A 13,214-nucleotide genomic window follows, 5' to 3' on the forward strand; every position below is an offset into this window, starting at 1 on the left:
TGCTCCGTTATTTGATCAGTGAGTTGTAATCAAACTCACTCAACAGTACTCTCTCGGCTGCCACGTATTCTATGGCATTATCCTTCGTAATTCTGTCGGATACCGAGAACATGTCAGTGTTTTCATAGCCGTTCTCATATTTTATTATAGTATCCATCACCATACAATTCACATCATAATCGTAATGCGCCTGATCCCTGTATCTGTCAAGGTCAGCGGTGATGTCCGTATGAGTAGTAAAACTGTAAATATGTATGTTGTCACATTCGAGCATAAGCTCTATTGCTCTCTCTTTATATATTAACAGATTATCGAGCTCTCCATCCTCCTTAACTGCTCCCCAGTATGCCATCGAATAGGGCGGGAAGAAGTATAAAAAAGTAGTCTCGGGGTGCTTTCTTGCAAGCGCAACGACGTTCTGCTCTATATTTTCCTCGAGGATCTTCATATCCTCATCAGATGGAAGATAATACTTTTCGGGCTCCTTAAATTTCTTTCTCCCGAGGAGAACATGGTCTTTTCCGTAAATATTTTCCCCGTCGGTAAAACTGTATTCATCAAAATTTGTATATCCGGGATTTTTTCCCTGAAAATATCCAAGTATGGCAGGTATCGTATATCTTACGATAACATCTTTATTCAAAAGATATTTCACATCATCCCAGATAATATCATTGGTCAGCCAGTAGGGATATTCACCCATATCATCTCTTAGTTCATCCTTGTCTCTTACAAGAAGCGTGTAATCGAGAGGTCTTAAAACATAACGCGGGTTATGTCCGCTCTTATAGGCTACCTCGAGATTATCATTTATCTCCTTGTAAGTGGCTCCCGAAAAGGGCACCTTTATGGTCTTAAAGCCAAGCCCCTCTTCCAGCTGCGTTGCCTTGAAGTTCTCTGCCATTGAGGTCCCGGTTATTATGGCGTCGTAGTCGAAATGCTTTGTTATACCATCGTTTTGAGATCTCTCATCATAAAGCTTATAGAAGAATTTGGGATTCGGTGCTCTGTAATGAAAAAACGGGTCCACCAAAAACACCAGTCCCGCTATCAGGATCAGCGTAGTTACGGACAATATTAAGATGGAGAAAAACCATTTTTTGCTCTTCATAACAAAGTTCTGCCCCGATTAAAAGTTGAAATATAAAAATGTAGAGATTGAACTCATGGAAACTATGCAAGCCATGAGAATCACCCATGTAAATACGAGAGAAACCGCATCTGTCTTGTACTTTCTCTCATAATTGTTTTTGCAGCAAAGGCATATCAGAAGAGCCGCAATCATCGAAAGGCCGCATCCCGTAAGAAGTACCACGTTATCAGCATCAGGCAGATGAAGCGCAGACAATACATACCTGAATCTCGGGATTCTGAAGCCCTCGATAAGCTCAGATCTCACATCGAGATTGAGCACAAAGAGTCTCCTTAAAATCTGAAGCCACTGCTCTACGCTGTCAGCTCTGAAAAGAAGCCACAGCACATTTAATATACCAAATGTTATTATCCAGCTAACAACCTTTATGATGCCTGCAAAAACCTTACCCGCCGGAAGTTTAGCGGCATTATCGCAAACCGACTTGTATATTCCGTGCGTAAGCTTGTTGATGCACTGAAACAATCCGTGGAATACACCCCACAGAATAAATGTCCAGTTCGCACCGTGCCAGATTCCGCTCACCAGAAAGACAACAAGTGTATTTATATAAGTTCGAAGCTTCCCCTTCCGGTTACCACCGAGCGGAATATAAATATAATTCGTAAGGAATCTTGTAAGTGTCATGTGCCAGCGCTTCCAGAAACCTGCAATGGATATTGCCTTGTAGGGTGAATTGAAGTTCATCGGAATATCCAGATTGAACATCGCACCAAGTCCCGTTGCCATATCGCTGTAACCGCTGAAATCAAAGTAAATCTGGAAGGTGTAGGATAACATAACAATAATTATCTCGGGAATTGTCAAAGCACCCTCTCCCACCGGAATAAGAGCTGCCTGCAAAAAGCCAAAGTCCACAGCTTTTCCGAAGGTGTCCGCAATCAGCATCTTTTTGGCAAGTCCCCTTGAAAACAGCATAATTCCGCGGCATAAGTTTTCATAGTTAATCCTGTGCTTTTTTTCATCTCTGAACTGCGGAATGAGCTCGGAATGGAGTACTATAGGGCCTGCCACCAACTGAGGGAAATATGACACAAACAGCGCATATTCGAGAAACGAATATGCGCCGGTTTCACCCTTGTAGGAATCCACAATAAAGGATATCTGCTGAAAGGTAAAAAAGCTGATTCCAAGCGGCAATACTATATGCCTGAGATTAAAACCGGTTCCGAAAACGCTATTAACATTTTCGATAAAGAAATCGTAGTACTTAAAATAAAAAATCAGTCCTACATTAAAAAGAACGCCTGCTATCAAACATGGCCTTCTGTATTTACTCATGGCTCTGGACAGCAGATAGTTTACGACAATACTGCTGCAGATAATTGCAAGATAGTAGGGATTAAAATATCCGTAAAACCAAAGCGACATCAACAGAAGTGATGTCATCGCCATCTTTTTCTTCCCCATATCATGGAAAAGAAAATATAAAATAAGAGACAGCGGCAAAAAGCACAGTATGAAAATATATGAGTTAAACTGCATCCGCTATCTCCTTTAATATCAATATTTTTTATGAAAAAATCTCTTACATCAATTCTTCAAAATATTTACGCCACATCTCATTTATTACCTGCGGGTTGTACTTATCCCTGACTTCAAGGGCAGATGCCGCCATCTTTCTGGCAATCGTAGGATCCTCCATTATACGCTCCAACGCATGGAAAATATTCATCGCCATGTTTACATCGCTCTCCATGGGAATCAGTATCCCGTTCCTACCGTTAACTATGAGATCTGCCGGGCCTCCGCAGGGACAGTCCGTAGAAATACAGCAAAGTCCGAGGGCCATCGCCTCTATTAGTGCATTGGGCATACCCTCAGTTCTGGATGTCAGCACAAATATCTCTGCCTCCGCGATTCTGTCGGCAATCCTGTCAACACTACCCATGAAGGTAACCTTACCGGCAGCGCCTTTACCGGTCTCATCAAGAATTCCAAGGCTCCTGCAGAGTCTCTCCAATAAGTCTCTAGTAGGTCCATCACCGTAGAGAACCAGCCTGTAGTCCGGATATTTCTTTACAGCATAGGAAAAAGCATTTATAAGTATCTTCTGGTTCTTGTTTTCATCAAGTCTTCCTACTGATACTATTACCTTTTTACGCTCATCAAAGGGAACGATGTCATGTCCTATGAATTCTTCATTGACTGCATTTGGAAGGACTTTACATTTCGTCTTTATCAGTGAACCGAAATAATCCATTGCCCCGTTGGTCTGAACCACAACTCCCGCAGCCCCCGGAAACAAAGTCTTCATAGCAAGATTAAGGCCGGTCCCCGCATATTCCTCCGAAGGTGTTGCCCTCACCGAAACCACCACGGGTATATCAAGTCCCAGTGCCGACTGTATTGCCATAACATTGTTTTTTCCAAGAAATGACAGTATCAGATCAGGCTTTATTCTCTCCCAGGTATTTGTCAGCTTCTGAATTCTCCTATGAAAATTCTGCAGTCTGTTTCCCTGCTCGTAGGGCATCAGAGCGGTAAATACACGTCCGATTCCCATCGGAACTCCGCCCGTAAGGTCAACATACCTCTCCGTTTCATCGGGACTTAAAACCTTAACAGCATTCTTGTCATCCTCGTCCTCAAGAACTTTCCATCCGGCATCGGGGAGCTCGTACTCGTCATCGGACAGATAGGTGGTCGCAAGCGTAACCTTATAACCTATGCTGTAAAAATACTCGGCAAGGTTACACATAACGCGCTCGGCACCGCCCTTGTTCAGCGATCCTATATACATAGCAATATGCTTTTTTCTCAGCTTACCGCCACCTGTCATAAGTACCTCTCATACCACTTTTGGAAACTCAGAAAACTCCAGGAAAGTCTGGAGAAGTTGGCGCCCGTCGAAGCACCGCCGTCACCTTTTTCAAGATAATTTCTGATAAAAGAAGACGTGTATTCGGGATTAAATATCCCCTGTTTTTTAAGATAACTCTCGTTACTTAAATCAATGAGACTATCTCTCAAGGGGCCTCTAAGCCAGGCATCCATCGGAACTCCAAACCCCTTCTTAGGCCTGTCCAGCAGTTCCTTTGGAATATAGTCATAAGTAATATCTTTAAGGATATGCTTCTTATCTCCGTTCATATATTTAAAACCATGTGGTATGGAAAAACTGTATTCCATAACAGCTGTATCCATAATAGGACATCTGCACTCAAGCGAATATTTCATCGAAGCTCTGTCCATCTTCACAAGAATATCACTGGGAAGATAGGTGTCCATATCAAGAAGCATGCGCCTTACCTGCCAGTCATCCACCTCATAAGAGGACTCCACGGGATACTGACACGGAAAAAGTCCGCTCTCTCCGAATCTGCGGTTTACATACTGCTCATAGGTGAGCTTTTGATCCGGTTCCTCAATTCCCGTAACAAAGGCATGCGCCGCGGGAATATAAGCAGGAGATGATATCTGAGTCTTGGTCTCTGGATCACGGTTATTCGCAACCGCCTGCACTTTTATCGGAAGCTTAGTAAGAAGCTTATTCTTTCCTACCGGAATCTGCCCTACACCGCTCACAACTCCGCCCAAGAGATCAAGCTCCCTGGCCTTCGCCACATGCTCATATACATTATACCCGCAGAAAAACTCGTCTCCGCCGTCTCCTGACAAAGCAACGGTCACCTTCTCCCTGGCCAGCTTACACACAAGCATGGTCGGTATCTGTGACTCATCCGCAAAGGGCTCGTCATAGTAATCCGGAATGCTGTCCACAAGCTCGAGCATCTCTGCCTCATCTATATACAGCTCTGTGTGATCTGTTCCAAGATGCTCCGCCACCTTCTTTGCAAACTCGGCTTCGTTATACTCCGGAACATTAAAGCCGATACTGAAAGTCTTCACCGGTGAATCACTGTGTTCCTGAGCAAGCGCTGTTATAAGCGAAGAATCATAGCCACCTGATAAAAATGCTCCAAGGGGAACATCCGCTATCATTCGGTCAGCCACAGACTTTTGAAGGCGTTTTTTAAGTCCTGCCTTCGCCTCGCTATAATCTTCTATCATGGAAGCCGATCCCTTTTTATAGGCTTCCTTAATGCTCCAGTATCCGGTCTTTGTAACCTCACCGTTTTTGAAAACCAGCATCTGTCCGGGTTCAACCTGCCATACATTCTCAAAAATGCTCTCAGGGGCATTTATATATTGCTGATACAGATATCGCGGAATTATCGACTTTCTGATATCCCCCTTAAAGCCCGGGCACTTCATAACAGGCTTAAGCTCCGAGCCAAATACAATATTTCCGGCTTCATACCAGTAATACAAGGGCTTTTTACCGATTCTGTCCCTGATAAGAAGCAGCTCATCCGTCTCCCTGTCATAGAGAGCAATCGCAAACATACCATGTATATGCTGCGGCAAATCCTTGCCCCACTTAAGGTATCCTGCGAGAATAACCTCTGTATCACAGGTTGATTTAAAAGGATAGCCCTTAAGTTCTTCCTTCAGCTCCAGGAAATTGTAAATCTCCCCATTAAAAACAACTGATATTCTATCATTCGCAGAGGTCATCGGCTGATGTCCCAAGGGCGACAAATCGTTTATCGAGAGTCTTCTCTGGGCAAAGCCTATGGTGTAGCCATCTTTCCCTGGGTAGAGCTCCACGCCGTTATCATTGGGGCCTCTGTGAATCATGGTATCGTTCATGATACGCAGCTCATCTTCTGTTATTCTGTTTTTGGAAAAAAATCCGCATATTCCGCACATGAACCGGTACCTTATCAAAATCTTCCAGTTAAATAAAAGCTCTGTAAATGCTCTGCCTGAGTCCGTACATCAAAACCGGCCTCTCTGATCATAGCTGTCAAAGGCTCTGATGAGGCCTCTCTGTCCCCGATAGGAAGCGCATTTTCATCCTCTCCTTCGGAGTAATCCCTGAGCATAAGGTCATTTAGAATCTTCCTCGCCCACATAGCCGGAGGTTCCTCAATACTCATCCTGCTTGCAAGAGGAGTTATATCAACTTCAGGTGTTATTGAATCAGAGACAAGACACTGAAGTCCTGCTGCCTGTGCCTCAACAACAGTTCCCGGAAGTCCCTCGTACCTCGAAGGGAAGAGAAAATAATCCATCGCCTGATAGTACTCATTGGCATTGGACTTATTACCACAAAATATCACATGTTTTTCTATATGAAGATCTACCGCCAGCTGCTTCATGGTATCCATCAGGGAGCCCTCTCCCAGCATGAGAAGCCTTATCCTCATTCCATGGAGCATACTGAAGGAATTGGCATCATCATGGTTAAGGATTCGCAGAAATTCGGCAAATACCTTAAGCAAATACTCATGATTTTTGGCATAATGGAATCTCCCCACGTGCCCGATTATGATGGCATTAGAGAGTCCCAGCTCTTTTCTTATCTTATCTCTTACTTCCTGATTATAAACAAATCTCTTGAGATCAATAGCATTTGGAATAATCCTTACAAGGCCCTCATCAGTCATGGTATCGCCAAATACCGACCTTGCAGCGTTCTCCGTGCAGGCAAATCTCAGATCACAGGTATCCTCTTTTGCAAGAGGTGCCCTGATTATTTTTGTCACAACGCCCTTTAATCCGGGGTCAACACCGGCACTTCTCGCATGTGCTATGGTAGTTCCTATCCCACAGCTTTTGGCGATCGGGAGATAAATGGCAGCCGTACTTGTCATATGGCCCTGCACCATCTTCCATTCTCCCCTGTGCTGCATGAAGAACATCCTTATGGCATTCTTGTAATCCCTTGCATTTGTCCCATGAAATCTGGGAACCGCATAGATATTTCCGCCCAGTTTTTTTACAGTATCATCAAAATAATCCGGCTTTCTCACCAGCATAAGTTCATCTGATGTGGGGCACTTCTTCCCGGTGGAATCAGCATCCGCATGCACCAAAAAATCAAACTGTACACGCTCTCTGTCGATATGCCTGTACAGATCCATGATGCGGCTCTCCGCTCCGCCAAGTCCCAGTGTTCCAAAAACATGTAATATTCTTATCGGTTGCGCCATCTTTACCACCTTTTATGCACGGCGATATATTTAAAGCGTGCCATTAGATATTCTTTAATCCCCTGTAAATCAGAAGCCTCCGCAGGCTCCTCCAAAAGCCATTCATCCCAGCTCACTACTTTTCCGCTGGCAAATACCTTCTCATAGTAGGCAAAATCGTCACCATTTAAGGTATTGGTATGAATAACAAAGGTTGTGTATCCCTCGGATTCATCCTTAAGCACCGCATCCTTCCTAAATGAAATCGGATAGAAAGTCATATCGAATCTTCTGTATGCTCTCTTTCCGAAACCATCTGTTATTCTTCTGAATCCGTTTTCAGCAAGAGCAGTCATAGTATTCTTATCGTAGCTGTGGCTCGGTGCCATGAAAAAGTCGGTAGCTATACCATGTCCACCAAGGATACGCTTTCCCTCGGCTATCATACTTATCTGCTTCTCCAGATCAATGCCGGCAAACTCGGACTGCTTGTTAAGGGGCAGCATTCCACCCTTCTTGGTGGTATACACATGATGAAGCCCGTGCATGGCAATTATCCAGCCCTCGGACTGAAGATTCCTTACAAGATGCCAGAAAGGATAGTCCTCCTCGCGAATCTTATCATCAGGAAGTTCCTCTCTGCCCTTTGGCTTCTTATTATCCTCCTCAGGCTCATCGCGAAAGGCATCCAGCTTTGGATCCCGGTTTTCCGGAACAACGCCAATAAGAGGCTTGATATGATACTCATCAAGAAGCCTCTTAAAACGCCTAAATTTCCCCATATCCATACCCGGAGAAAAATCATCAAGTCTGATTACAATCTTCATACAATAACGCCGCCACGCTGCGGTGGCGGCATATCCCCCATTTGTTTTTGCTTATAACTGCCTCGTCATCAAAGTCTCCAATATGAGAACTCTGAAGGATCGAAGCTGTTCTTGTCATAGATACCCTTTATATCAAGGAATACTCTTCTCTTGTGCTCGGGATTGTACCACTTCTTGATATCCTCAGTGGTAATTCCGAGGAAGTCCTCATGAGCAACCGCAACGATAACCGCATCCATGTCCTTGAAATCGTCCATTGTATTGAAAGAGATTCCATAGAGACGCTTAGCCTCATCGCTGTCGGCCTGCGGATCTACCACGATAGGTGAGATTCCGTATTCCTGAAGTTCATTGTAAATATCGATAACCTTGGTATTACGTGTATCAGGACAGTTCTCCTTGAAGGTAAAGCCAAGAATACCTACTCTTGCATGTCTTACATTGAGATCCTGGGCAATAAGATTCTTAACACAGGACTCCGCAATATATTTTCCCATATCATCGTTGATACGGCGACCTGAAAGAATGATCTGGCTGTGATAGCCGAGCTCCTCAGCCTTATAGGTGAGGTAGTAAGGATCTACACCTATGCAGTGACCGCCTACGAGACCGGGCTTGAAGTTAAGGAAGTTCCACTTCGTACCTGCTGCCTCAAGAACGCTCTTGGTGTCGATTCCCATGCGATGGAAGATCATTGAAAGCTCGTTCATGAAAGCAATATTGATATCTCTCTGGCTGTTCTCGATAACCTTTGCAGCCTCTGCAACCTTAATGGTCTCTGCCTCGTGAACACCTGCGAGAGCCACAAGCTTATAAACGTTTGCAACCTCCTCGAGGGTCTCATTATCCATACCGGATACGATTTTCACTATAGTCTCAAGTCTGTGAACCTTGTCACCGGGATTGATACGCTCGGGTGAGTAACCAACCTTGAAATCGACGCCGCACTTAAGTCCTGACTCCTTCTCAAGAATCGGAACGCACACATCCTCTGTAACTCCGGGATAAACCGTTGACTCATATACAACGATTGAGCCCTTTGTCAGGTACTTTCCAAGTGTTCTGCTGGCACTCTCAACGGGTGTAAGATCAGGTGTGTGATCATCATTAACCGGTGTCGGAACCGCTACGATGTGAAATCTGCACTCGCGAAGCTTCTCGGGATCGGCAGTAAAGTCAACCTCTGTCTTCTTAATCGCATCGTCCCCGACCTCTCTGGTGGGATCGATTCCCTTTTTGTAAAGTGCTACCTTTTCAGCATTGAAATCGTAGCCTACAACCTTTATCTTCTTAGCGAATGCTACCGCAATGGGCATTCCTACATAACCAAGTCCTACAAGTGAAAGCTTCTCCTCGCCTGCAAGGAGTTTTTCATACAAACTCATTTTTCTTTCTCCTAAAAATATATTTACTCTACTATTATACTATGTCTGTCAAACTCACAGGCTCTCAAGTTCCGCCCTATAAGCGTCTGTGACAATTCTTCTGTCAAAATTCTGTTCAATGTACAATCTTCCGGCCCGGCCCATTTTTACCCTGTCCTTTTCGGAAAGTGCAAGAATCCGCTCAATCGCTGCAACAAGCGCCTCTGTACTCTTTGGTTCAAAAGCAAAACCGCTGTTTTCACCATCGAGAGCTTCTATGCACCCATGTATATTGCTGCATAGAATCGGTCTTCCGCAGGCTGCTGCCTCCAGAAGCACATTCGACATGCCCTCATGATAAGAAGGATGCACGATTATGTGGCTCTTATCCATAATGGGTTCTACCGTATCGAGATGTCCGTGATAGGTTAGGCTGCCCTTTTTCACAAGTTCAGCTATCATAGGCTCGTAGATCTGCCTCTCATCCTCCTCGTACTCACCGACAAGGTCGAAGAACACGTTCTCATGCTTCTTCGAAATGATATCCGCAGCCTCTAAGAACTCCTCTATTCCCTTGTCCTTCATCACCCTAATGACCGCAAGGATGTGTATTCCTCCATCCTCAAGTGGATATGCTCTGAAGGGATGCTCATCAAGATTAACGCCGGATCCCGGGAGAAGACCGCTGTTATGAAGCGCAACACCTCTGTCCTGCATGAACTTTCTGTTTCGTTCATTCTGGAAAAAGACCTTCTTTGCACCTTTTGTGGCACTCCTGTAAAGAGTTATCAGGACTTTGCTCATAAAACCGCCGTTTTCAATGGCCATCCCAAGTCCCGTAATATTGGTGATATATGGAATCTTCTGAAATCTTGCGGCAAGCCCGCCGTATAAGTTCGGCTTTATCGTGTAGGTAAGCACCACATCAGGCTTAAGCTCCCTCATAAGGGAATTATATCTGTTAAAAAGGTCTATATCATGAATCGGATTACTGCCATGTCTCTCCAGGTGAGTATCAATAAGCCTGGTGCAGTATTTTTCCAGTTTCTTACAGTTCTCATCATAAGGAACGGATATAAGAACAATATGCCCAGCATCCAGAAATGACTTAAGAAGCTCTTTCCTGAAAAGATATAACCCATTTGCATAATTTGTAAGAATCAGTATCGTCATATTTTTACGATCCTTCAATAATGGTTCTTAATTTATCTCCTGCATGTTGCCCTCGAGATTGGAGAGCTTTTCTATTACAACGCTGTCATACATGAGCATGCAGACGTCCTCTTCGTACTGACCGATAATCGATTCGTTCGCCTTCTTCTCCACAACATTTGTATAAATAAGTGAAGGGAAGTCAACACCCGCGCCGTAAGCATGGAGATAAGCCCCGCCGAATCTGGGATTGATCTCCGAGAGATAATACTGACCATCCTTGTAAAAAAGATCCATATCCAGAGGTCCGTTAAACTTGAACACCTTCATGGCCTTTTTAACAAACTCAAAGAGGGCCTCATCCTTAAAGGAGATGGTTTTGTTTGCTCCTCCAATGGTAGTTGATATCTTCTTTTTGGAAAAAATCGCAACCGGCTCATGGGTGAAGGTGTCAACATAAATATCCGCATCCATGTCCTTTCCGTCCATAAACTCCTGAATAATGAGCTCGGGACTTCTGGCTGTAAGCTCCTCAAGAAGCTCTATGCTCTCTACCTTCCTCGCGCCAACGCTTCCGCTTCCGCATCTGGGCTTAATAAAAACAGGAAGGCTGATCTCGCCCTTGTCGTAGCTCTCCTTGAACTCAGCAAAGGTTCCGAAGGTAAGTACTGTCGGAACACCGTTTTCCTTAAGATACTTAAACATCTCGAATTTATTGAAGCAAAGATCCGCGGTCTCCTTGTAAGGAGCAAGGACAGTAACTCCAAGCTCCTCAAATTTCTCTCTGTTATCGGCGAGAATAGAAATCTCGGGATCGATGAGAGTTGTTATTGCATCTATTTTTTCCTTTTTACATATCTCGAGAATGATCGGAATATAGTTTTCATCCGTAATAAGCGGCACTCTGTAAGCCGTATCGGCAAAGGCCGGAGCCGGTGCATAGGGACTGTTATCCGTAACAACGATCCTTAGCTTATCTCCGAGTGTCTGTCTGAAATCTTTTAAAAGTTCGCAGCGCCTTCCGACGCTTGTAAATAAAATATTCATTTTTACTCTTCTTTCTTGGGCGGAGTGCCGGTGAAGGCCTCCATAGTTGCATCAGTGGCGCTGTTGATATCATCGTGTTTGAATACAACAGCCACTGTCATAAAGACAATCTTAAGATCCATCAAAAATGAAAGATGGTCGACGTAGTAGACATCCTTCTCAAAGCGGTCCTCCCAGCTAAGAAGGTTTCTTCCGTTGACCTGCGCCCATCCCGTAAGACCGGGGCGAACGTCATGCCTTCTCTTTTGTTCTTCATTATATAAAGGAAGATATTTAATGAGAAGAGGTCTTGGACCGACAAAACTCATATCCCCTTTTAAAATATTGATGAACTCCGGGAGTTCATCAAGGCTTGTGGCACGGAGCTTTTTACCAAACTCCGGAAGCCTGTCCTCATCGGGAAGAAGGTTGCCGTTCTCGTCCCTCTTGTCTGTCATTGTTCTGAATTTGTACAGATTGAAGACCTTCTCATCCTTACCCGGGCGCGGCTGTTTGAAAATAACCGGGCTTCCCAGCTTAACGCGTACTAAAATCGCGAGTATCAGGTATAGCCATGAAAAGCAGACCAACACCAGAAGTGAGAGAATGATATCTATGAGTCTTTTTATGAAAAGACTGTAGATACCCTGTCTTCCTTTCTTAACTGAATTTGTCATCTTATTCCTATTCTTGAAAAATATAGTTAACCTTGTTTTAAATAATTGCAAAACGCATGATTTTTTCGCATTTTCCGATTTGCAAATCACTACTCCAATAATGTATTATAACCTATAGGTAATGTATTTCAAATACACGTTTTGTAGGGAGATTTCAATTATGAAATTGGACTTCAGGAGAGGCAGCATCAGACTTGTAGTAGTTCTTTTGGCTGCTTTTTTGATGGCACTTAACATACAGACCTTCGTAAACGCAGGTGGTCTCTACCCGGGCGGAGCCCAGGGACTCACCATTATAATTCAGCGTATCGCGCTTAAGTATTTTAATACGAAAATTCCGTATACGCCCATCAACGTAGTGCTCAACATCATTCCCATCTATATTGGTTTTCGTTATATCGGCAAAAAATTTACATTATATTCAATGATCATGGTGCTCACAAACGGTTTCTTCGTAGATATGATTCCGGAGCTTTACATCACCAATGATCCGCTCCTTATCGCCATTTTCGGCGGCATCTTCGCAGGTGTGTCACTTTCCATCTGCCTCATGGTTGATGCCACCAGCGGCGGTACCGACTTTATCTCAATCTTTTTATCTCAGAGAAAAGGTATTGATGCCTTCCCCATAATCCTTGCGGGAAACTGTGTGATCCTTACAGTCGCAGGCTTTCTCTTTGGTTGGGACAAGGCTCTGTATTCCATCATTTTCCAGTATGTTGCCACTCAGGTTCTTCACGTTATGTACAGAACCTACCAGCAGCAAACTCTTTTCATTATCACGGACAAGCCCGCCGAGGTATGCGAGCTGATCTATAAGATTGCCAACCACGGTGCCACGCTTATGCACGGCGAGGGTTCCTTCGAGCACAACAACAAAATGATTGTCTACTCCGTTGTAAGTGCCTCCGACACAAGAAAGCTCATCCCCGCCATCAAAGATCTGGACCCCGGCGCCTTTATCAACTCAATCCGCACCGACAGAGTTCAGGGCAACTTCTACTTCAAACCCAGGGATTAAATAACGTAAGGCC

Annotated in this window: 11 protein-coding genes; 1 reads left to right on the plus strand and 10 read right to left on the minus strand. The window is 44.3% G+C overall.

The genetic code is table 11. The features are described from left to right. Nucleotides 1–7 precede the first annotated feature (7 nt). From BLR42_RS11665 to BLR42_RS11710, 10 genes are all read right to left on the minus strand, one after another. The gene (locus BLR42_RS11665) at nt 8–1,111 is read right to left on the minus strand and encodes a hypothetical protein (protein ID WP_091869247.1); all 1,104 of its coding nucleotides are present in this window, start codon (nt 1,109–1,111) and stop codon (nt 8–10) included. Between the two features lie 18 nt (nt 1,112–1,129). After that, a complete protein-coding gene (locus tag BLR42_RS11670; protein ID WP_091869249.1) occupies nt 1,130–2,638 on the minus strand; it encodes an MBOAT family O-acyltransferase in 1,509 nt (502 codons plus the stop codon). A 43-nt stretch (nt 2,639–2,681) separates the two neighbouring features. Next, a complete protein-coding gene (locus tag BLR42_RS11675; protein WP_091869251.1) occupies nt 2,682–3,935 on the minus strand; it encodes a glycosyltransferase in 1,254 nt (417 codons plus the stop codon). Continuing rightward, complete coding sequence (asnB, locus tag BLR42_RS11680) at nt 3,932–5,869, minus strand: asparagine synthase (glutamine-hydrolyzing) (RefSeq protein ID WP_091869253.1); 1,938 nt, start codon at nt 5,867–5,869, stop codon at nt 3,932–3,934. The genes BLR42_RS11675 and asnB overlap by 4 nt, the downstream gene beginning before the upstream one ends. A 14-nt stretch (nt 5,870–5,883) precedes the next feature. Beyond that, a complete protein-coding gene (locus BLR42_RS11685) occupies nt 5,884–7,155 on the minus strand; it encodes a glycosyltransferase family 1 protein (RefSeq protein WP_091869255.1) in 1,272 nt (423 codons plus the stop codon). 2 nt (nt 7,156–7,157) lie between these two features. Then, nucleotides 7,158–7,961 (minus strand): DUF2334 domain-containing protein, encoded by an 804-nt coding sequence (locus tag BLR42_RS11690; protein WP_091869257.1) that lies wholly within the window; start codon nt 7,959–7,961, stop codon nt 7,158–7,160. 68 nt (nt 7,962–8,029) lie between these two features. Next, on the minus strand, nt 8,030–9,346 hold the full coding sequence (locus BLR42_RS11695) for a nucleotide sugar dehydrogenase (RefSeq protein ID WP_091869259.1): 1,317 nt from the start codon (nt 9,344–9,346) through the stop codon (nt 8,030–8,032). Between the two features lie 54 nt (nt 9,347–9,400). Further along, entirely contained in the window at nt 9,401–10,498 is a 1,098-nt protein-coding gene (locus BLR42_RS11700; RefSeq protein ID WP_139165149.1) for a glycosyltransferase family 4 protein, read from the minus strand. A 27-nt stretch (nt 10,499–10,525) separates the two neighbouring features. Next, complete coding sequence (locus tag BLR42_RS11705) at nt 10,526–11,524, minus strand: ATP-grasp domain-containing protein (RefSeq protein WP_091869263.1); 999 nt, start codon at nt 11,522–11,524, stop codon at nt 10,526–10,528. 2 nt (nt 11,525–11,526) lie between these two features. Continuing rightward, entirely contained in the window at nt 11,527–12,180 is a 654-nt protein-coding gene (locus tag BLR42_RS11710) for a sugar transferase (protein ID WP_278289270.1), read from the minus strand. A gap of 160 nt (nt 12,181–12,340) precedes the next feature. Here BLR42_RS11710 and BLR42_RS11715 point away from each other — a divergent pair, with 160 nt between their 5' ends. Continuing rightward, nucleotides 12,341–13,201 carry a YitT family protein gene (locus BLR42_RS11715; protein ID WP_022762270.1) on the plus strand — a complete coding sequence of 287 codons (861 nt, stop codon included), beginning with the start codon at nt 12,341–12,343 and terminating at the stop codon, nt 13,199–13,201. Nucleotides 13,202–13,214: the final 13 nt, after the last annotated feature.

The sequence above is a fragment of the Butyrivibrio sp. INlla16 genome (assembly GCF_900104155.1).
Lineage (GTDB): Bacteria > Bacillota > Clostridia > Lachnospirales > Lachnospiraceae > Butyrivibrio.